Source organism: Bradyrhizobium sp. WBAH42 (assembly GCF_024585265.1).
Taxonomy (GTDB): Bacteria; Pseudomonadota; Alphaproteobacteria; order Rhizobiales; family Xanthobacteraceae; genus Bradyrhizobium.
The window spans coordinates 3,018,840-3,037,547 of the sequence record NZ_CP036533.1 but is presented as its reverse complement, the minus strand read 5'-3'; the positions used below and the strand labels follow the sequence as shown (position 1 = coordinate 3,037,547).

General features: G+C 65.8%; 19 protein-coding genes. 11 read left to right on the top strand and 8 right to left on the bottom strand.

Going from position 1 to position 18,708, the window contains the following annotated elements; all coding sequences use genetic code 11:
- Both DCG74_RS14200 and asd read right to left on the bottom strand, forming a co-directional pair.
- The gene (locus DCG74_RS14200; RefSeq protein WP_246708897.1) at window positions 1-525 is read right to left on the bottom strand and encodes an NUDIX hydrolase; all 525 of its coding nucleotides are present in this window, start codon (window positions 523-525) and stop codon (window positions 1-3) included.
- Window positions 526-589: 64 nt separating this feature from the next.
- The gene (gene asd / locus DCG74_RS14195; RefSeq protein WP_172787215.1) at window positions 590-1,453 is read right to left on the bottom strand and encodes an archaetidylserine decarboxylase; all 864 of its coding nucleotides are present in this window, start codon (window positions 1,451-1,453) and stop codon (window positions 590-592) included.
- 35 nt (window positions 1,454-1,488) lie between these two features.
- Here asd and DCG74_RS14190 point away from each other — a divergent pair, with 35 nt between their 5' ends.
- Entirely contained in the window at window positions 1,489-3,153 is a 1,665-nt protein-coding gene (locus tag DCG74_RS14190; protein WP_172787214.1) for an aminotransferase class III-fold pyridoxal phosphate-dependent enzyme, read from the top strand.
- Between the two features lie 308 nt (window positions 3,154-3,461).
- On the opposite strand, the gene DCG74_RS14185 is transcribed toward DCG74_RS14190, so the two are convergent.
- From DCG74_RS14185 to DCG74_RS14175, 3 genes are all read right to left on the bottom strand, one after another.
- Window positions 3,462-4,121: a hypothetical protein gene (locus tag DCG74_RS14185; RefSeq protein WP_172787213.1), complete on the bottom strand. Its 660-nt coding sequence runs from the start codon at window positions 4,119-4,121 to the stop codon at window positions 3,462-3,464.
- A gap of 120 nt (window positions 4,122-4,241) precedes the next feature.
- Entirely contained in the window at window positions 4,242-4,931 is a 690-nt protein-coding gene (locus tag DCG74_RS14180) for a class I SAM-dependent methyltransferase (protein WP_172787212.1), read from the bottom strand.
- A gap of 33 nt (window positions 4,932-4,964) precedes the next feature.
- Window positions 4,965-6,017: a glycosyltransferase family 1 protein gene (locus tag DCG74_RS14175; protein WP_172787211.1), complete on the bottom strand. Its 1,053-nt coding sequence runs from the start codon at window positions 6,015-6,017 to the stop codon at window positions 4,965-4,967.
- A 273-nt stretch (window positions 6,018-6,290) separates the two neighbouring features.
- Here DCG74_RS14175 and DCG74_RS14170 point away from each other — a divergent pair, with 273 nt between their 5' ends.
- The 3 genes from DCG74_RS14170 (at window position 6,291) to DCG74_RS14160 (ending at window position 8,332) form a co-directional block, all read left to right on the top strand.
- Window positions 6,291-7,013, top strand: a complete 723-nt coding sequence (locus DCG74_RS14170) for a L,D-transpeptidase (RefSeq protein ID WP_172787210.1) — start codon at window positions 6,291-6,293, stop codon at window positions 7,011-7,013.
- Window positions 7,014-7,105: 92 nt separating this feature from the next.
- A complete protein-coding gene (locus DCG74_RS14165; RefSeq protein WP_172787209.1) occupies window positions 7,106-7,540 on the top strand; it encodes a cytochrome c family protein in 435 nt (144 codons plus the stop codon).
- A 63-nt stretch (window positions 7,541-7,603) separates the two neighbouring features.
- Window positions 7,604-8,332, top strand: a complete 729-nt coding sequence (locus DCG74_RS14160; RefSeq protein WP_172787208.1) for a dienelactone hydrolase family protein — start codon at window positions 7,604-7,606, stop codon at window positions 8,330-8,332.
- 1 nt (window position 8,333) lies between these two features.
- Here the strand turns inward: DCG74_RS14160 and DCG74_RS14155 are convergent, their stop codons facing one another.
- Both DCG74_RS14155 and DCG74_RS14150 read right to left on the bottom strand, forming a co-directional pair.
- Window positions 8,334-8,609, bottom strand: a complete 276-nt coding sequence (locus DCG74_RS14155) for a hypothetical protein (RefSeq protein WP_172787207.1) — start codon at window positions 8,607-8,609, stop codon at window positions 8,334-8,336.
- Entirely contained in the window at window positions 8,606-9,400 is a 795-nt protein-coding gene (locus tag DCG74_RS14150; protein WP_172787206.1) for a DUF899 domain-containing protein, read from the bottom strand. Before DCG74_RS14150 ends, DCG74_RS14155 begins: the two co-directional genes overlap by 4 nt.
- A gap of 90 nt (window positions 9,401-9,490) precedes the next feature.
- On the opposite strand from DCG74_RS14150, the gene DCG74_RS14145 reads away from it, so the two are divergent.
- The 7 genes from DCG74_RS14145 (at window position 9,491) to DCG74_RS14115 (ending at window position 17,956) form a co-directional block, all read left to right on the top strand.
- Window positions 9,491-10,711, top strand: coding sequence for a helix-turn-helix domain-containing protein (locus DCG74_RS14145; RefSeq protein ID WP_172787205.1), 1,221 nt, complete (start codon window positions 9,491-9,493; stop codon window positions 10,709-10,711).
- 29 nt (window positions 10,712-10,740) lie between these two features.
- A complete protein-coding gene (locus DCG74_RS14140) occupies window positions 10,741-11,379 on the top strand; it encodes a PQQ-binding-like beta-propeller repeat protein (RefSeq protein WP_172787204.1) in 639 nt (212 codons plus the stop codon).
- Window positions 11,380-11,508: 129 nt separating this feature from the next.
- Window positions 11,509-13,077: a DUF4403 family protein gene (locus DCG74_RS14135; protein WP_172787203.1), complete on the top strand. Its 1,569-nt coding sequence runs from the start codon at window positions 11,509-11,511 to the stop codon at window positions 13,075-13,077.
- Between the two features lie 330 nt (window positions 13,078-13,407).
- Complete coding sequence (locus tag DCG74_RS14130; protein ID WP_172787202.1) at window positions 13,408-14,517, top strand: ABC transporter ATP-binding protein; 1,110 nt, start codon at window positions 13,408-13,410, stop codon at window positions 14,515-14,517.
- A gap of 65 nt (window positions 14,518-14,582) precedes the next feature.
- Window positions 14,583-15,632: an ABC transporter substrate-binding protein gene (locus tag DCG74_RS14125; protein WP_172787201.1), complete on the top strand. Its 1,050-nt coding sequence runs from the start codon at window positions 14,583-14,585 to the stop codon at window positions 15,630-15,632.
- Between the two features lie 234 nt (window positions 15,633-15,866).
- Window positions 15,867-17,129, top strand: a complete 1,263-nt coding sequence (locus DCG74_RS14120; RefSeq protein WP_172787200.1) for an ABC transporter permease — start codon at window positions 15,867-15,869, stop codon at window positions 17,127-17,129.
- Window positions 17,126-17,956 (top strand): ABC transporter permease, encoded by an 831-nt coding sequence (locus DCG74_RS14115; RefSeq protein ID WP_172787199.1) that lies wholly within the window; start codon window positions 17,126-17,128, stop codon window positions 17,954-17,956. The genes DCG74_RS14120 and DCG74_RS14115 overlap by 4 nt, the downstream gene beginning before the upstream one ends.
- Before the next feature lie 135 nt (window positions 17,957-18,091).
- On the opposite strand, the gene DCG74_RS14110 is transcribed toward DCG74_RS14115, so the two are convergent.
- Window positions 18,092-18,613: a PRC-barrel domain-containing protein gene (locus DCG74_RS14110; protein ID WP_172787198.1), complete on the bottom strand. Its 522-nt coding sequence runs from the start codon at window positions 18,611-18,613 to the stop codon at window positions 18,092-18,094.
- Window positions 18,614-18,708 lie beyond the last annotated feature (95 nt).

Genomic DNA, 18,708 nt, shown 5'->3' with positions numbered 1-18,708 from the left:
TTAACTTGCGGATACGTCCTCACCCGCAAGCAGGGCGCGATGACAACTCACGCCTCGCCGCGCAGCCAGGCTTTCACCTTCTGCAACAGGCCTTGCCGCAGCTCGTCGACGGAAGCTGCTTCGGCGGGTGTCAGTGTCTGCAAAGCTGCATCCACGTCGTCGTTCGACGGCGTCGGCTCTTGCGGCGGCGATGGCGGCCAGCGTCAGCCAGTCGACCGCCTTGATGTCGTTCGTCAGCTTGCGAACGGGGCCCCCGTCGGCCTCCATCCGCCAGAAATGCACGACCTTGGAGCGGCCGCCGGACTGGTAGACGAGCGTGCCCAAGAATTCGTGGATGGCGACGTCGTGGCCGGTCTCTTCCAGCACCTCGCGATGCGCGGCTTCCTTCGGCGTCTCGCCGTCATCGAGCTTGCCCTTGGGCAGGACCCATTCGTTGCGCTTGCGCTGGCGCACGACTGCAACCAGCGGCACCGGCCCGCGCCGCAGCACAATACCACCCGCCGCCATGACCGGCGCCCGCGCCATCACCACATCCGTATCGAATCGCCCCCGCCCGACGATATAGGCGGCGGGGACGGCGGATTGAAGGCTACTTTCTTCTGAGCAGCGCTTGACCGGCGCGGATGCGCGTGCCCTCGGCAATGCCGTCGCAGAAGGTGAAATCGCCGGGCGCGAGGATGATGATGGTCGAGCCATGCTCGAACCAGCCGAGCTCCTCGCCTTTGGTCACGTCGACGTCGCAGGGAAAATTGACCGGGCCCTTCGTCTGCGCGTTCAGCACCATGTCGAGGAAGTGCAGGCGGATGCTCGCGACCAGGATGGCCGCAACGGGCACCAGCGTCACGGCTTCGCCGGTCGACAGATGCGTGCGGATCACCGCGCGCTCGTTCTTGCAGAACAGACGCTCGACGCGCTTGAGTGCGATCGGGTTGACGTTCCAGACGTCGCCATGGATCAGCGTGACCCGCTCGATATGCGCGTCATAGGGCGCATGGAAGCGGTGATACATGCTCGAGGTCAGCCGCAGCGTGACGAAGGAGCCGTTGCGGTGCTGCTCGACCAGCGCGGAATCGCCGACGAGATCGAGCAGCGAATAGGGCGCGCCCTTGACCTGGAACAGCTCGGTGTCCGCGATTTTCCCATGAGCGCCGACGATGCCGTCCGAGGGGCTCGCCACCACCGCAGCATCAGGATCGAACGGCCGCAGCCCCGGCTTCAACTCCCGGGTGAAGCAGTCGTGCAGGCTCCTGAAATGCGTCTTGCGCGCTTCCGACAGATCGAGGTCGGAGAACAGCTTCCACAGCGCGATCGAGAAGTCCCGCACCAGGGGATTCTCGATCTTGGAGAACCAGCCCATGAAGCGCGTCAGGGCCGCGCGCGGGATGCGATTGGTCAGCAGGAAGTTGAGGTCTTCCTGCTGGGTGAAAGAGGCGATGAGGGCTTTGACTGTCATGAATCTGTCAGCTCACAGGTTTAGCGCTTGTTGTCATGGAAACGACACTCCCGATTCTCTCGATGTCCGTGGCCGCCGCAGCGTCCGCTGCCGCCGTCCTCCCGAAGATCAAGGCGCGGGTCGAGCTCTCCCGCGCCAAGCACCGCTCGCTCGCCGGGCACTCCAAGATGTCGCGCAGGGTGGCACGGCTGCTGCCGTTCTACGAGTTCGCGGGTGATCAGTACTTCGCATGCGACGGCGCGCCGGCGAACATCGCAGCGCAGCGCAAGGACGCCTTCTTCCGTCTCGCCAGGCTTTACGCCGAGCGCTACCCCAAGGGCCGCGCGATGACGAAGGAAGCGGCGGAGACGATCTCCGACCTGAACTTCACCGAAAGCTACCGCGTGCCGTTCCAGTTCTCGCGTCTCGTCCGCGAGCATCTGGGCACCTCGACCTTCATGGAATCCTCGCGCGGCGTCACCGTCACCGATGTCGACGGTAACACTGCTTACGACCTCACGGGCTCCTACGGCGTCAACATCTTCGGCAACGATTTCTACAAGGAGTGCATCGAGGGCGCCGAGAAGCGCGCGCATGCGCTCGGCCCCGTGCTCGGCCCCTACCATCCCGTCATCCTCGAGAATGTGCAGCGGCTCTGCCAGATCTCGGGCCTCGACGAGGTCTCGTTCCACATGTCCGGCACCGAAGCCGTGATGCAGGCGGTGCGGCTGGCGCGCTACCACACCAAGCGCACGCATCTGGTTCGCTTCGCCGGCGCCTATCACGGCTGGTGGGGCGACGTGCAGCCGGGCGTCGGCAATCCCATTCCTGCGCACGAGACCTACACCCTCGCCGAAATGTCGGAGAAGACGCTGCACGTCCTGCGCACGCGCAAGGACATCGCCTGCGTGCTGGTCAACCCGCTGCAGGGGCTGCATCCCAACGCCAACGCACCCGGCGATTCCTCGCTGGTCGATTCCTCCCGCGGCGGCAATTTCGATCGCGCGGCGTACACCGAGTGGCTGAAGAAGCTGCGCGAGGTCTGCGACCAGCGCGGCATCGTCCTGATCTTCGACGAGGTCTTCGTCGGCTTCCGCCTCGCCGCCGGCGGTGCCCAGGAATATTTCGGCGTCAAGGCCGACATGGTGACCTACGGCAAGAGCCTCGCCGGCGGCCTGCCGGTCGGCGTGGTCTGCGGCAAGCGCGATCTTATGCGCCGCTTCCGCGACGACCGCCCCGCCGACATCTGCTTCGCCCGCGGCACCTTCAACTCGCACCCCTACGTCATGACGGCGATGGACGAGTTCCTGAGCCGCCTCGCCAGCCCGAATTTCCGCGCGGTCTATGATGGGCTGGAGGAGACCTGGAACGGGCGCGTCAGGAAGCTCAACGAGATGATGCAGGATGCCGACCTGCCGGTGCGCTTCGCCAACTTCTCCTCGATCTGGACGGTGAAATACACCACCCCGTCCCGCTACAATTGGATGCTGCAATATTATCTGCGCGCCGAAGGCCTGGCGTTGAGCTGGGTCGGTACCGGCCGGCTGATCTTCAGCCTCAACTACACCGACGCCGACTTCGCCGAAGTCGCCGACCGCTTCGTTCGCGCCGCACAGAAGATGAAGGCCGACGGCTTCTGGTGGCACGACGGCGCGCTCACCAACAAGCAGATCAAGCGCCAGATCCTGAAAGAGATGCTGGCCAAGCGCTTCGGGCGCTGAGGCCCTTCCCCTTACAACCGTCATTCCGGGGCGAGGTCCATCCTCCCCCTCTCCCCGCTTGCGGGGAGAGGGTTGGGGTGAGGGGGACTCTCCGCGCGCGCGGTGACAGTTGGCGGACGACCGTCTGGCAGCGCCCCCGCAGAGACTCCCCCTCACCCGGATCGCATCTACGACGCGTTCCGGCCTCTCCCCGCAGGCGGGGCGAGGCGAAGAAGCCGCAGCGACTGCCCCCCACACGTGGATGCCCGGGACAAGCCCGGGCATGACGCAACCATTGGACATCGAAGTGCTTGGTGGGACCAGCGCGCTCAGGCGTGCTGCTCTTCGAGCACGGGCTCGTCGATGAAGCCCAGTGTGTGCTCGGGGTTGAGGTGCAGGCCGGGGTCCATCAGCTCGCCGCGCATCAAGGCGAGCGGGGCGCCGCGATAGAGCATCAGATCGTGGAACGGGTCGGTCAGGATCTTGGTCATCCAGACGAGGCCGGTCTCGACGTCACGGATGAAGAACAGATGCACGGTGCGGAACAACAGGCCGCCGCCGCCGACCACGAGCCAGATCTTCGCCACCTGCCGCATGAAATCGGTCGCGCTGGCCCACGGCGTGAACAGGCCGAACAGGGTGGGATCGATGACCAGGACCAGCGGCGACAGCGCCCAGATCGCCATCAGCACCACCTTGCGCTGTAGATTGTAACCGACCTTGATCTCTTCCTTGTACTCGTGCGTCGCCTGGTTGATGTGGTCGTAAGTGTGCGGCTCGAAGAAGAAGTGGCCGGCCTGGCGCGAGGTCATCGAGACCAGCCAGCCGACCAGGGCGGAGACGACGGGATCGATGAACAGCCAGACATAGGCGAAGAGGAAGCTCAGCGCGCTGACGAAGTGCAGGCTCTGATTGATGCGGCTGTGGTGATAGTAGCGATGGTCGTCCCAGCGCTGGATCCGCAGCTGCTCGAGATAGTTCTTGATCATGCTCTCCCCCAAAATGCTTTCGGGTTCAGGATTTACAGAGATTCGATGTAGGCCGTGTGACATCATCATTTTGTCATGTGACGATGTGCAGCGGCGCGATGACGCACGCGACGCGTGAACTCACGCTGCCTTGGCGACGTCGACCTTGCGGAAGCGCACCAGCGAGAAATGGCCGAGCGGCGGAATCAAGCGGCGCTCGGCAAGCTCGATGCCGTGCGCGCCGGCGAGCCATTTGGCGTAGCGCGACCAGGCGAACTCGGCGGTGCGGAAGCCGAGCGGACGCACCAGCGGCTGCAGCTTCTGCTCGATGAAGCGGCGCATGCCGGTGTCGGCGCTGACGCGGGTGAGGATGATCAATTCGCCGCCCGGACGCAGCACGCGGGCGAATTCGTCGAGCGCCTTCTCCGGGTTCGGCACGGCGGTGACGACGTATTGCGCCATCACGACGTCGAACGAGTTGTCGGGGAATTCGAGCTTCTCGGCGTCCATCACCGCGAGGCCCTCGACGTTCTTCAGATTGCCTTCGCTGACGCGGCGGCGCGCCTTGTCCAGCATCGCTTCCGAGATGTCGGTGCCGAAGATGCGCAGGTTCGGCGCGTAGAGCGGCAGCGAGATGCCGGTGCCGACGCCGACCTCGAGCACGCGGCCGCCGATCTTGTTGGTGGCCGTAATCGCGGCCTGCCGGCCCTTGGCGAACACGCCGCCGAACACGAGATCATAGACCGGCGCCCAGCGGTCATAGGCCTGCTCGACCGTGCCGCGCGTGAGGTCGAGCTGCTGGGTGCCGTCAAGGTTCATGATCTTAGCCATCGATGAGGTTCTCGCTGTGGTTCGAATGGACGATCAACCGCGTACCGGCCGCCGCGCCATGCGAGGCGAGGCGCGCAGGACGCGGCTGGGCTGCAGTGAGGTGAGGTTGCCGACGAACTGGCGCGCGCTGTTCTCCCAGGAGCGCTCCAGCGCGAAATTGCGGCAGGTCTGACGCGACATGGTGAGCGCGCGCAGGCACGCGGTGCGCAGATCGTGGTCGATGGCGCCGATCGGGTGATCGGCAATGACGTCCTTCGGTCCCGTGACCGGAAACGCCGCAACCGGCGTGCCGCAGGCGAGCGCCTCGAGCTGCACCACGCCGAACGTATCGGTCAGGCTCGGAAACACGAACACGTCGGCGGAGGCGAGGTGCGCGGTGAGATCCGCACCCTTCTTCTCGCCGAGGAATACCGTGTCCGGATATTTCTTCTCCAGCGCCGCCTTCTGCGGGCCGTCGCCGACGACGACCTTGGTGCCGGGCAGGTCGAGCGAGAGGAACGCTTCGAGATTCTTCTCCACCGCCACGCGCCCCATCGTCATGAAGATCGGGCGCGGCAGGTCGAGCTCAGCCGGAGCGTCGGGATGAAACAGCTCGGTGTCGACGCCGCGCGTCCAGAAGCCGAGCCGCTTGAAGCCGCGCTCGGACAGCTCCTGCCGCAGCGAGGGCGTCGCCACCATCGTCATCGCGGCGGCATCGTGGAAATGGCGCAGCACCGCATAGCCGACCCCCGCCGGGATGCCGGTCCGCACCGAGACGTATTCCGGAAAGCGCGTCGTGTAGGAGGTGGTGAAGGCGAGCCGGTTGCGGCGGCAATAGGCGCGCGCGGCCCAGCCGATCGGGCCTTCGGTGGCGATATGCAGCGCCTCCGGCGCGCACCTCTCGATCCGCCGCGCGATCTCCTTTCCGCTCGGCAGCGCAAAGCGCAGGCCCGGATAGGTCGGCAGCGGCCAGGACGGAAAGCCGTCGGGGGTGAGGAAGTCGATCTCGACATCGAGGGCCTTGGCCGCATTCGCCAGCGAGGTCAGGGTGCGCACCACCCCGTTGACCTGCGGATGCCAGGCGTCGGTCGCGATTAATACCCGCATGGGAAAATCCCGAGAGTTTGATGATTCTCAGGCATCGACCATCAACGAAGGATATTTCAGGCGTGTGACGTCACAGAAGTGTCGGCGTGCTGTTTTGTTCGTTAACGGGCCCGCGGGGCCACGAAACTGTCATGAAACAATTCTTGCCGCCGTGAAACCGTTTTCGGTTTTCCGCGCAAATGTCCCGAAACGTTTTGCCGTTAGGACCTTAGGCAACGGAGCACCGCAATGGTGCCGCGGTGAGCAAAACACCGAGCAAACAGGGGCGATCACATGTTCAATCTGGACACGTTCAAGACGTTTTCGCGCGCGGTTGCGCTCAGTGCAGTCGCGGTCTCCGCCATCGCGTTCGCGAGCGCAGCCAAGGCGGCGCCGGTGCAGATCTTCCCGTTCTTCCAGCCGCTGCCGCCGATGACCGCGCCGCAGCCGCTGCAGCCCTATCAACCGTATCAGCCCTATCAGGCGCCCTACCAGACCGAGCCGTCCGAGGATCAGGACGCGGTCGAGATGCCGGCCCGCTTCCGCCGCCAGACCGTCTCTTACGCAACGCGCGAAGCGCCGGGCACGATCATCATCGATACGCCCAACACCTATCTCTATTACGTGCTCGGCAATGGCCAGGCGCTGCGCTACGGCATCGGCGTCGGCCGCGACGGCTTCACCTGGTCCGGAATCCAGTCGGTGAGCCGCAAGGCCGAGTGGCCGGCCTGGACTCCGCCGCCGGAGATGATCGCCCGCCAGCCCTATCTGCCGCGCCACATGGCCGGCGGCCCCGGCAACCCGTTGGGGGCCCGCGCGATGTATCTCGGCGGGACCATCTACCGCATCCACGGCACCAACGCCCCCGAAACCATCGGCAAGCGCGTGTCCTCTGGCTGCATCCGCATGACCAACGGGGACGTCACCGACCTCTATTCCCGCGTCAACGTCGGCACCAAGGTGATCGTGCTGCCGATGACCGAGCGTCGTGCAGATCTCGGCGCCGCGAACCGCTAAAACGACAGGACATCATGACGCGAACGGCCCCGGAACCCACCGGGGCCGTTTTCGTTTGCCCTCGACATCCCGCGTGCTGCGGCGCGATCCCGATGGAGGCGCAAATGCGACCACGAAGGCACCCCTCGCAACGCCCATGGCTGCACGCCCTCGCCGGCGCCGGAGCACTGGCGCTGCTCGTGTCCACGCCCTGCTCGCTCGCGCAGCAACCCGCGCCTGACGACACGGGCCAGCAGGCCTTCAACAATTCCTGCCGCACCTGCCACTCCATGAAGGAGGGCGACAATCGCCTCGGTCCCAATCTGAACAAGATCGTCGGACGCAAGGCCGGCTCGCTGCAGGACTACAATTACTCCTCCTCGATGAAGGACGCCGGCTTCGCCTGGGACCAGGACAAGCTCACCCGCTTCATGGTCAAGCCGGACGAGGTCGTGTCCGGCCACAAGATGCAGCCCTATGGCGGTATCTCGGCGGAAGAGGCCACCCGCGTGATCGCCTATCTGCAATCGGCGGCAGGGCAGCGCTAGAGGCAGCACTTGCGCAGGCTTGCGGTTGCTCGCTAGCCTGGCTTCAGCAGCCATGGCACGCGCATGACACAAACACCCTTTCCCTATCGCGATAACACCGCCGAGCTCCAGGGCATCCTGGTCACGGACGACGCAACATCAGGCCGGCGCCCCGGCGTCGTGCTGTTTCCCGACGCCCGCGGAATCGGGACGCATGCGATCACCTGCGCGGAACGACTGGCCGGGCTCGGCTTCGCCGTGCTGGTGGCCGATCTCTATGGCGGCGGCAGGACGGCGCCCGACGTCCCCGAAGCGATCAAGCTGATGAACGAGCTGCGAGCCGACGAAGAGCGCTGGCGCGGGCGGGCCCAGGCGGCGCACCTCGCCCTGTCAGGGCACGAGGCGGTCGACGTCATGACGCTTGCCGCCATCGGCTATTGCTTCGGCGGCACCACCGCGCTCGAGCTGGCGCAAACCGGCGCGACGCTCGCCGCAGTCGTCTCCTTCCATGGCGGACTCACGAGCCTGAAGCCGGATCGTGCTGCCCATATCAAGGCCAAGGTTCTGGTCTGCCACGGCGCCGCCGATGCGCTGGTGACGATGGCCCAGCTTGGGAGCTTCGAGGAGCATATGCGCAGGACCGGCGTGGACTGGCAGGTCAACGTCTATGGCGGCGCGGCGCATGGCTTCACCAATCCGGAGCTCATCGGCGCCGCCTTGCCGAACCACGCCTACCATGCCGCCGCGGATCGGCGGTCATGGGCCGCGATGCTCGGCCTGTTCGAGGAAGTGTTTGGGCTGAAGCTGCGCTAGTCTAGGCGGCTGCGCCCCGCCACTCCGCGATCAACCTCAGCCACGCCGCTGCATGAAACGCGCTCATCAGGAGATACATCGGCACCATCCCGCCGAGCAGAGAGCCCTGCCCGGCGCTGCACAGCGTGTCCGCCGGGCCGCCGCCGAGCATGGCCGTCAGCAGTGCCATCATCGCGAAGGTCGGCGTGGCCGCCAGGCCCAGCCATCTGGCGAGGTGGCGCGCGGCCGCCACAGCGTCGGGGCTGACGCTGGGGGCCGCGCTGACCGGACCGGTCATTGCCTTTCTCCTGCGGCCTCCTCGCGGAAGGCTTTCTCGCCGGCGTCCGAAATCTCCACCCACCGCTTGTCGGGCGCCGCACCGTCTGTGTAGCTGTCGTGCCAGTTCCACCATTTGTAGGTCGGCGTCTGCGGATAGCCCGGAGGCGAATCCTCCCACACCTCCTGGCGGCCGAGCGGGGTGATGTCGAGATAGTTCCAGGTGCCGCCCATCTGCTCGTCACCGCGGCTCTTGACGAAATAGGTGCGGAAGATGCGCATCCCGTCGCGGTAGAACACGTTGGTACCGTGCCATTCGTCCACGCCGAAATCGGCATCGAAGCTATCGGTGACCGTGACCCAGGGCATGGTCCAGCCCATCCGCTGCTTCAGCCTGATGATGTCGGCCTGCGGCGCGCGCGAGGCGAACACCAGCGTGGTATCGCGGGCGTTCAAGTGCGAGACATGGGCGACCTGGTCGGCCACCATGGAGCAGCCGCGGCAGGCATGATCGGGCCAGCCGAACACGCCGGGCTCGAAGAAGGCGCGGTAGACGATCAGCTGTCGCCGGCCCTGGAACAGATCAGCCAGGCTGACCTTGCCGCCGGGCCCCTCGAACGCATAGGTTTTGCTAACTTCCATCCATGGCATGCGCCGGCGCTCGGCGGCCAGGGCGTCGCGGGCACGGGTATGCGCCTTTTCCTTCACGAGCAGTTGCTGGCGGGCGGCCTCCCAGTCGTGCGCCGACACCACCGGCGGGGTCTGCATGGCGGTCTGTCCGTTGGTTCCGGCCTTTTCTGCTGATGTCATCATGACTCTCCAAAGCTTTTGCTTGACGTCCTGCCAACGATTTCTGGCACCAAGCGGTTGCGCGGTGGGAGTAACAAGTGTGGCGGGATTGACATGGAGTCGCTGATCACGGCCGCCGCGCGCGCATTGGAGGCCGGCGATCCGCTTGGCGCGCTGAACCGCGTCGCGCTGCGCAACGACGCACCGTCGCTGGCGCTGCGCGGCATCGCGATGGCGCAGCTCGGCGATCTCGCCAAGGCCAAGACGCTGCTGCGGAGCGCTGCGCGCGCCTTCGGACCGCGCGAGGCGGTGGCCCGCGCAAGATGCCTGGTGGCCGAAGCCGAGATCGCGCTGGTCTCGCGCGATCTGAACTGGCCGGTGAAGACGCTCGCGGCGGCCCGCGCGACGCTCGAAAAGCACGGCGATCTCGTCAATGCCGCCCATGCAGGCCATATCGAGGCGCGCCGCCTGCTTCTGGTCGGGCGCCTTGACGAGGCCGAGCGCACGCTGGCCGAGGTCCGTCCCACGCCGCTCCCGCCCGCGTCCCAAGTCGTCCGCGAACTCGTGGTCGCCGGCATCGCCATCAGGCGACTCAGAACGAAAGACGCGCGCGCGGCGCTCAGCCGCGCGGCTGACGCGGCGCGCCTTGCCAGCATCCCGGCGCTCCTGGCCGAGGTGGACAGCGCGAACCTGATCCTCGTCACGCCGGCAGCACGCCTGATCGCGCGCGGCAGCGAACATCCGTTGTTGCTGGGAGAGATCGAACGGCTGGCGACCTCGACGGCGCTCGTCGTGGACACCTTCCATCACGTTGTGCGCAGGCAAGGCGTCGCGGTGTCGCTCGGAACGCGTCCCGTGCTGTTCGCGCTCGCGCGTCTCCTGGCGCAGGCATGGCCCGCGGATGTCTCGCGCGAGACGCTGATCTCGGGCGCATTTCAAGCCAGGCACGCCGACGAATCGCACCGCGCGCGCTTGCGCGTCGAGATCGGACGGCTCCGCACCCAGCTCGAGCCGCTGGCCGACATCAGCGCGACGCAGCAGGGCTTCGTGCTGGCGCCGCGGAAGACGCGCGACGTCCTCGTGCTGGCGCGGCCCGATGAGGAAAAGCACGCCGCTGTCCTCGCCTTTCTCGCCGACGGCGAGCCATGGTCGAGCTCGGCACTCGCACTTGCGCTTCGCATCAGCCCGCGCACCGTGCAGCGCGCCCTCGAAGACCTGGCGCGGTCGGGCAAGGTGCAATCGTTCGGACACGGACGGGCGCGCCGCTGGATGACACCGCCCGTCCCCGGTTTCCCGACAGGCTTGTTACTCCCCACACCGCTCCTGAAGACATAGGATGCGCGTTAAGCACAGGGATCGAGCACATGAAACGTTCAGCCGCCGAGATCGTCACGGAGTATGGGCCCTTTCCAGGCGTTGAGGCCGTGCATGGCGTCACCTATGACGGCACGCATGTCTGGTTCGCCTCCGGCGACAAGTTGAACGCGGTCGATCCGGCCGACGGCAAGATCGCGCGCTCCATCGACGTCGCCGCTCATGCGGGAACGGCGTTCGACGGAAGGCACCTGTTCCAGATCGCCGAGGACCGCATCCAGAAGATCGATGCGGCCTCGGGCAAGGTGCTCGGCACCATTCCGGCGCCCGGCGGCGGCGGCGATTCCGGCCTGGCCTGGGCCGAGGGCTCGCTCTGGGTCGGACAATATCGCGAGCGCAAGATCCATCAGATCGATCCCGAGACGGGGAAGATCCTCCGCACCATCGAGAGCAAGCGCTTCGTGACCGGCGTGACCTGGGTGGATGGCGAGCTCTGGCATGGCACCTGGGAAGGCGAGGACAGTGATATCAGGCGGATCGATCCTGAAACGGGCAAGGTGCTCGAGCAGCTCGACATGCCCGCTGGCACCATGGTCTCGGGCCTGGAGTCCGACGGCGGTGACCGCTTCTATTGCGGTGGCGGAGATCGCGGCAAGGTGAGAGCGGTCCGCCGTCCGCGGCACGGCTAGCCCCGCAATACGCGGCAACGTCCCGTTCACACCCGTTAACCTGTTCGCCCCAATTCCACCCCACCGGTGCGCTCTAGCGCCCTCCTCGCCCGCCCTGTAGAATCCCCGCCCGGGCGGCTTGGGGGATTGATGCGTCTGACGTGGAATCTGAAGACTATCCTGATCGGCGTCGCGGTGCTCGCGGCGTCGTTCTTCATCAGCCTGAAGGCGATGGACCTGCTGTCGCCGCGCGCGACGAATTCGGCGCCGCCGGTCGCGCAGCTGCCGCCGCTGCCGCCGGCTTCGAAGAGCTCCATCGTGATCGCGCCGGTCGCCATCGCGCTGTCGGCGATCCGCGAGCAGGCCGAGAAAGCCGCGCCGCGCAATTTCGCCGGGAAGGCCGACAACCCGATCTCGCAGATCCTGGAGAACGCCGATATCGGCTGGTCCGCCGTCCGCGGCCCGATGGCGGCAAACGGCGACAAGGACGTGCTGACGATCTCGACGCCGCTCACCGGCAAGCTCAACGTGACGGGCTCGCTGTCGTCGAAGGCCACCGGCGCGCTTGGCGACGCGCTCGGCAGCGTCCTCGGCGGTGACGCCGCGAAGCGGATCGGCGCGGTCAACATCAAGAACCTGAACGCGAGCGCGGAGATCAAGGGCAACGTCGTCGTCACCTCGCGCCCGAAGCTCGCCGCCGCCTGGCATCTGGAGCCCAACCTCGGCGCCCAGGTCAATCTCGGCGACACCAACGTCAACGTCGCCGGCGCCAAGGTCAACGTGCCCGCGCAGGTCAAGCCGCTGATCGACAAGACCGTCGGCGAGCAGATCAACGCCGTCTCGGAGCGCATCCGCAGCGATCCCAGCCTGCGCGAGAATGCGAAAGCGCAATGGATCAAGGCCTGCCGCTCGATCCCGCTGCAAGGATCCAGCGCTTCGGCGGCGCTGCCGCCGCTCTGGCTCGAGATGAAGCCGGTGCGCGCGATCGCGGCGCAGCCGCGCGTCGATGCGCAGGCCGTGACCTTGCTGCTCGGCCTCGAAGCCGAGACACGCGTGACCTCGACGCCGACCAAGCCCGATTGTCCGTTCCCCGACAAGATCTCGATCGTGCCGCCGACCGGCACCGGCGTGAACATCGGCGTGCCGATCGACGTGCCCTTCACCGAGATCAACAAGCTGATCGCGGCCCAGATGGTCGGCCGCACCTATCCCGAGGACGGCTCCGGCCCGGTCGACGTCACCGTCAAGAGTGCCAACGTCATCCCCTCGGGCGACCGGCTGCTGATCTCGCTTCTGGTGCGCGCCAAGGAAAAGAAGAGCTGGTTCGGCCTCGGCGCCGAAGCGAATGTGCACATCTGGGGCCGGCCGGTGCTCGACCAGGCGCAGCAGACGCTGCGGCTCACCGACATCCAGCTCGCCGTGGAATCCGAGGCTGCCTTCGGCCTCCTGGGTGCCGCCGCCCGCGCGGTGGTGCCGCAGATGCAGCAGGCGCTGCTGCAGAAGGCAACCCTCGATCTGAAGCCGATCGCTGCCAACGCCCGCGAGAAGATCGCGGCCGCGATCGCCGATTACCAGAAGAGCGAGGACGGCCTCAAGGTCGAGGCCAAGATCGACAGCCTGACACTCGCCGACATCGCCTTCGATTCCAAGACGCTGCGCGTGGTCGCCGAAGCCGGCGGAGCGCTGAACGTATTCGTGACGAAGCTGTCGGGGATGTAGCGCGTCCCTGCTCGTCGCAGGGCCGTCGCATTTGACTTGTTGCAGCGGCCTGCGCGCACGCCTCGTTCTTCGAGCCGGCGCTTACACGCCTCCTCAGGATGAGGCTATTCGACGTCAGTGCCCTCTGAAACTGCAGCCACGCCCTCCATCCTCATCCTGAGGAGCCCGCCCAAGGCGGGCGTCTCGAAGGATGGCCGCAGGGAAAGCTTTCATAAGGGATCGTCCCGCCACTCACCGGACCCTCACAATTCCTCGTCGCTTGCGCCGCTGGCATTCTCGCTGCAGGATGCTAATCTCGCACGGCATTGTAGGGGACAACGCGAGGACAACATGGAAGCCGGCATGGTCACGCCTGCGCCGGCGCTGGTGCGTTTTTCAGGCATTCAGAAGACCTATGATGGCGAGCATCTCGTGGTGAAGAACCTCGACCTCGATATCAGGAAGGGCGAGTTCATCACCCTGCTCGGCCCCTCGGGCTCGGGCAAGACGACCACGCTGATGATGCTGGCAGGCTTCGAGGTGCCGACCCATGGCGAGATCTACCTGGCGGACCGGCCGATCAAGAACGTGCCGCCGCACAGGCGCGACATCGGCATGGTGTTCCAGAACTACGCGCTGTTTCCGCACCTGACGATCGCGGAAAACATCGCCTTCCCGCTATCGGTTCGCAAGTCGAGCAAGGCGGAAACGCAAGAGCGCGTCAACGCGGCGTTGCGCATGATCAAGATGGAAACCCTGGCGCACCGGCGGCCCGGGCAATTGTCCGGCGGTCAGCAGCAGCGCGTGGCGCTGGCTCGCGCGCTGGTGTTCAATCCGCAGCTCGTGCTGATGGACGAGCCGCTCGGCGCCCTCGACAAGCGTCTGCGCGAGCAGATGCAGCTGGAGATCAAGCAGCTGCACGAGACGATGGGCATCACGATCGTCTATGTCACCCACGACCAGAGCGAAGCGCTCACCATGTCGGACCGCATCGCCGTCTTCAACGACGGCATCGTGCAACAAATCGACCGCCCCGACGCGCTGTATGAGCATCCCGTGAACAGCTTCGTCGCCCATTTCATCGGCGAGAACAATGTGCTCGCCGGCACCGTCGAGACGATCGACAAGGACTATTGCAGCGTCGCGCTGGCCGGTGGCGGCACCGTGACAGCACGGGCGGTCAACGTGTCAGGCGCGGGCGCATCGACCTCCCTGTCGGTGCGGCCGGAGCGTGTCGCAATCGTCACGAATGGCAATTCCGGTGAGGGACCGAACCGGCTCCCGGCGACGGTCCAGAACACGATCTATCTCGGCGATCACGCGCTGGCCGTGCTCGATGTCGCCGGCAACGCCGAGTTCATGGTCAAGCTTCAGCCGGGAGCGCATGACAGCCTGAAACATGGCGGAACCGTATTCATCACCTTCCGCCCGGAGGACTGCCTCGCCCTCGATCCGGTCTGATCTGCCGCCGGCGAAGCTGAAACAATCAATGTCAACGCAACCCACATGAAGAAGGAACGAAGACCATGCTGAAGCGCAAGATTGCTCTGGGTTTCGCCGCGGCACTGGGCGCCAGTGCTGCGCTGGCCACGATCGCAGAGGCGCGTGACCTCACCGTCGTCTCGTGGGGCGGCGCGTATCAGGAGGCCCAGAAGAAGGTCTATTTCGAGCCGTTCAAGAAGGCGTCCGGCGTTGCGATGAACGACGAATCCTGGGACGGCGGCGTCGGCGTGCTGCGCGCCAAGGTGCAGGGAGGTGCCGCCACCTGGGATGTCGTCCAGGTCGAGAGCGACGAGCTCGCGGTCGGCTGCGAGGAAGGCCTGTTCGAGAAGCTGGACTATTCCAAGATCGGCGGCGAGGCTGCCTATATCCCGCCGTCGGTCAATCCTTGCGGCGTCGGCGCCATCCTCTACGATTTCGTGCTCGGCTACGACAAGGACAAGCTGAAGGAGGCCCCGAAGGGCTGGGCCGACTTCTTCGACACCAAGAAGATTCCGGGCAAGCGCGCTCTGCGTCAGGGTCCGAAGACCACGCTGGAGATCGCGCTGATGGCCGACGGCGTCCCACCAAAGGACGTCTACCACGTGCTGGCGACCGACGAGGGCGTTGAGCGCGCGTTCCAGAAGCTCGACACCATCAAGGGCGACCTCGTCTGGTGGAAGGCCGGCGCGCAGCCGCCACAATTGCTCGCCTCCGGCGAGGTAGCGATGACCTCGGTCTACAATGGCCGCATCGACACCGCGAACAAGAACGAAAAGAAGAACTTCGGCATGGTCTGGGACGGCGCGCTGTTCACCCTCGACAGCTGGGTCATTCTGAAGGGGAGCCCGAACAAGGACGCGGCCTACAAGTTCCTGGATTTCGTCGGCAAGGCGGAGAACCAGTCCAAGCTGTCGGAGAACATTGCTTACGGGACTTCGAACAAGGACGCCGCCGGCCGGCTCCCGCCCGCCGTTCTGAAGGACCTGCCGACGGCGCCCGACAACATCAAGAACGCGGTCGAGATCAACGTCGCCTTCTGGCTCGAGAACATCGACCGCCTGACCGAGCGCTTCAACAAGTGGGCCGCGAAATAGCGCGCGACAGTACCGGCGTGCGGCACAGGCGGAGGGAAGAATGTCGCGAAGAGCTCGCCCGCGGCGCATCCTTCGAGACGCCCGCCTGCGGCGGGCCCTCAGGATGAGGGCGGGATTTGTGGCGGCGACTTTGCAGGCACCCATGTCGATGAGCCTCATCCTGAGGAGACCGCGAAGCGGTCGTCTCGAAGGACGAGGCGCTTGCTCAGGCCTCTCGTCAACGAGGCTCACGCCATGACAACCACGTCCCTGCCCGGCGCCAATGCGCAGGCCGAGGTGCCGCTCAAACGCCGATTGAGGCGCGCTGAGCGGACACGCCAGGTCAAGGCGTTGGCGCTGGTCCTGCCGCTTCTGCTGTTTCTGCTCTTCACCTTCGCAGGCCCGATTGCCGGTATGCTATGGCGCGCGGTCGAGGACTGGGAGGTGCGTCAGGTCCTGCCGCAAACAACAGCGGCTCTCGCCAGCTGGGACGGCAAGGACCTGCCGGATGAGAAGGCCTATGCGGCGTTGGCAAGCGACATCCTGGCGGCGCGCGCCGCCGGCACCGTCCCGATTGCGGCCAAACGGCTCAACTACGCGCTCAACGGCTTCCGCACGATCCTGACCAGCACGGCGCGCAATCTGAAGGCGGTGCCGGAGCCTGGGACGGCCAAGGAGACGCTGGGCAAGATCAACCCCGCCTGGCGCGAACGCGCCACCTGGACCACGATCAAGGACGCGAGCGGCCCGATCACCGGCTTCTACCTGCTCGCTGCGCTCGACCTGACGCGAAACGCGGACGGCGCGATCGTCGCTGCTCCACCGGATCAGGCCATCTACCGCGACATTTTCCTCCGCACCTTTCTCATCAGCCTCGGTGTCACGGCGCTCTGCCTGATCCTCGGTTTCCCGGTCGCTTACCTTCTGGCGACGCTGCCGCCTGGCCGGTCGAACCTCTTGATGATCTTCGTGCTGCTGCCGTTCTGGACGTCGCTCCTGGTCCGCACCTGCGCCTGGATCGTCCTGTTGCAGAGCAAGGGCGTCGTCAACGACAGCCTGCACTGGCTTGGCATCATCGACGCGCCGCTCCGCCTGATCTACAACCGCTTCGGCGTCTGCGTCGCCATGACCCACGTCCTGCTGCCGTTCATGATCCTGCCGCTGTACAGCAGCATGAAGGCGATCTCGCCTGCTTACATGCGGGCCGCCGCTTCGCTCGGTGCGCCACCCCTCACCGCCTTCCTGCGGATCTATCTGCCGCAGACGCTGCCCGGCATCGGCGCGGGCAGCCTGCTCGTCTTCATCCTGGCGCTCGGCTACTACATCACGCCGGCCCTCGTCGGCGGCGCCGCCGACCAGATGATCAGCTACTTCATCGCGCTCTACACGACCGAGACGGCCAATTGGGGCCTTGCTTCGGCGCTGGGTGCGGTGCTGCTGCTGGCCACCGTTCTGCTCGCTCTCGTCTACGGCAAGCTGGTGCAGGGCCAGCAGGTCACGGGAGGGATGAAGAATTGAGCGACAATTCCTCCTTGCGCACGCCCAGCCAGCGCATCGCGTGGACCGCGACCATCGTTGTCTCCACGCTGGTATTCATCTTCCTGATCGCGCCGATCCTTGCGATCATGCCGCTGTCGTTCAGCTCTAGCGCGTACCTCACCTATCCGCTGCCGGGCTTTTCCTTGCGCTGGTACGACGACTTCATCACTTCGCCGCGCTGGATGAACTCGCTCAAGAACAGCATGATCATCGGCGTCGCCTCGACGCTGCTGTCCATGGTCCTTGGGACGATGGCCGCGCTGGGGCTGGCGCAGTGGAAGAGCCGGTTCAAGCCGCTCGTGCTGGCCTTCGTGCTGTCGCCGGTGGTCGTGCCCGGGGTCATCACCGCGGTCGGCCTGTACTTCTTCTTCGCACCGATCGGGCTGACGGGCAGCTATCTCGGCCTGATCCTGGCTCACACCGCGCTGGCGACACCCTTCGTGGTGATCACGGTCGGTGCGACGCTGCAGAGCTTCGACACCAATCTGGCACGCGCCGCCGCCTCGCTCGGCGCCTCGCCGCTCGAAGCCTTCCGTCGCGTGATCCTGCCGCTGATCCTGCCAGGCCTGGCGTCAGGCGCGCTGTTCGCCTTCGCGACCAGCTTCGACGAGGTGGTGATCGTGCTGTTCATGGCAGGTCCCGAGCAGCGCACCCTGCCGCGCGAGATGTTCAGCGGCATCCGCGAGAACATCAGCCCCACCATCACCGCAGCGGCGGTGATTTTGACGACAATCTCGGTCATCCTCCTCGCCACCCTGGAAGCCCTGCGCCGGCGCAACGAACGGCTCAAGGGCAGCGGGGGCTGATTGCCGGCACAATTTCCGTCATTGCGAGCGCAGCTCGTCGCAACAGCTCCTCGCAATGACGCGGGCGGACGAAGACACGACAGCGCGCCCGGTGAAAACCAGGCGCGCTTCGTTCAGGCCGTTACGCGAACCGCATTACTCCGCGTACTTGAACTGCGGCATGTTCTTCAGCTCGTCCTTGCTGGCATTGAACACGGCGTGGTCCGGATACCATTTCGACGCGGACGACGTCGCCGCGGGGGCCGCGGGCCTGTCGGTGCCGGTCGCAGCGCCGGTCGTCGTCCCGGCGGGCTTGGCGCCGGTGTTCGCGCCGGTGCCGGTATAGGCGACGGGCTCGTTGACGAACTTCAGCTTCTCATAGGGCACGGCCACCAGATGCTCGCCCATGCCGAGGAAGCCGCCGACGCCGATCACGGCGATCTTGATGTCACCGTTCTTGTCCATCAGCAGGTCGTTGATCGTGCCGATGTTCTCGTTGGCCTCGTTGTAGACCTTCAGGCCGTCCATCTTCGAGGTGCGCCACTGGCCGGAAGCCGTCGTGGTCGTTGCGGTGGCCGCAGGGGCCGCCTTGTCGGTGGTGGCGGGCGGCGTTTGCGCGAACGCGACGGTCGCGAGCAGGGCGGTACCGGCGAGGCCGGTGACGATCGATTTCATCATGTTGTCCTCTCCTTGCGAAAACCTTGTGCGGAGAAAACAGCTCTGATCACGCGCAGTTCCGTGCGCGCCGCAATTTCGTCGCGCAATGCGCGAGC

What these genes read in the sequence shown, in the direction of transcription:
- DCG74_RS14110 (WP_172787198.1), bottom strand. Translation starts at nt 18,613, where the DNA reads ATGATGAAATCGATCGTCACCGGCCTCGCCGGTACCGCCCTGCTCGCG.
- DCG74_RS14150 (WP_172787206.1), bottom strand. Translation starts at nt 9,400, where the DNA reads ATGATGACATCAGCAGAAAAGGCCGGAACCAACGGACAGACCGCCATG.
- DCG74_RS14140 (WP_172787204.1), top strand. Translation starts at nt 10,741, where the DNA reads ATGAAACGTTCAGCCGCCGAGATCGTCACGGAGTATGGGCCCTTTCCA.
- DCG74_RS14145 (WP_172787205.1), top strand. Translation starts at nt 9,491, where the DNA reads ATGGAGTCGCTGATCACGGCCGCCGCGCGCGCATTGGAGGCCGGCGAT.
- DCG74_RS14165 (WP_172787209.1), top strand. Translation starts at nt 7,106, where the DNA reads ATGGAGGCGCAAATGCGACCACGAAGGCACCCCTCGCAACGCCCATGG.
- DCG74_RS14120 (WP_172787200.1), top strand. Translation starts at nt 15,867, where the DNA reads ATGACAACCACGTCCCTGCCCGGCGCCAATGCGCAGGCCGAGGTGCCG.
- DCG74_RS14135 (WP_172787203.1), top strand. Translation starts at nt 11,509, where the DNA reads ATGCGTCTGACGTGGAATCTGAAGACTATCCTGATCGGCGTCGCGGTG.
- DCG74_RS14130 (WP_172787202.1), top strand. Translation starts at nt 13,408, where the DNA reads ATGGAAGCCGGCATGGTCACGCCTGCGCCGGCGCTGGTGCGTTTTTCA.
- DCG74_RS14170 (WP_172787210.1), top strand. Translation starts at nt 6,291, where the DNA reads ATGTTCAATCTGGACACGTTCAAGACGTTTTCGCGCGCGGTTGCGCTC.
- DCG74_RS14155 (WP_172787207.1), bottom strand. Translation starts at nt 8,609, where the DNA reads ATGACCGGTCCGGTCAGCGCGGCCCCCAGCGTCAGCCCCGACGCTGTG.
- DCG74_RS14125 (WP_172787201.1), top strand. Translation starts at nt 14,583, where the DNA reads ATGCTGAAGCGCAAGATTGCTCTGGGTTTCGCCGCGGCACTGGGCGCC.
- DCG74_RS14175 (WP_172787211.1), bottom strand. Translation starts at nt 6,017, where the DNA reads ATGCGGGTATTAATCGCGACCGACGCCTGGCATCCGCAGGTCAACGGG.
- DCG74_RS14160 (WP_172787208.1), top strand. Translation starts at nt 7,604, where the DNA reads ATGACACAAACACCCTTTCCCTATCGCGATAACACCGCCGAGCTCCAG.
- DCG74_RS14190 (WP_172787214.1), top strand. Translation starts at nt 1,489, where the DNA reads ATGGAAACGACACTCCCGATTCTCTCGATGTCCGTGGCCGCCGCAGCG.
- DCG74_RS14185 (WP_172787213.1), bottom strand. Translation starts at nt 4,121, where the DNA reads ATGATCAAGAACTATCTCGAGCAGCTGCGGATCCAGCGCTGGGACGAC.
- DCG74_RS14200 (WP_246708897.1), bottom strand. Translation starts at nt 525, where the DNA reads ATGGCGCGGGCGCCGGTCATGGCGGCGGGTGGTATTGTGCTGCGGCGC.
- asd (WP_172787215.1), bottom strand. Translation starts at nt 1,453, where the DNA reads ATGACAGTCAAAGCCCTCATCGCCTCTTTCACCCAGCAGGAAGACCTC.
- DCG74_RS14180 (WP_172787212.1), bottom strand. Translation starts at nt 4,931, where the DNA reads ATGGCTAAGATCATGAACCTTGACGGCACCCAGCAGCTCGACCTCACG.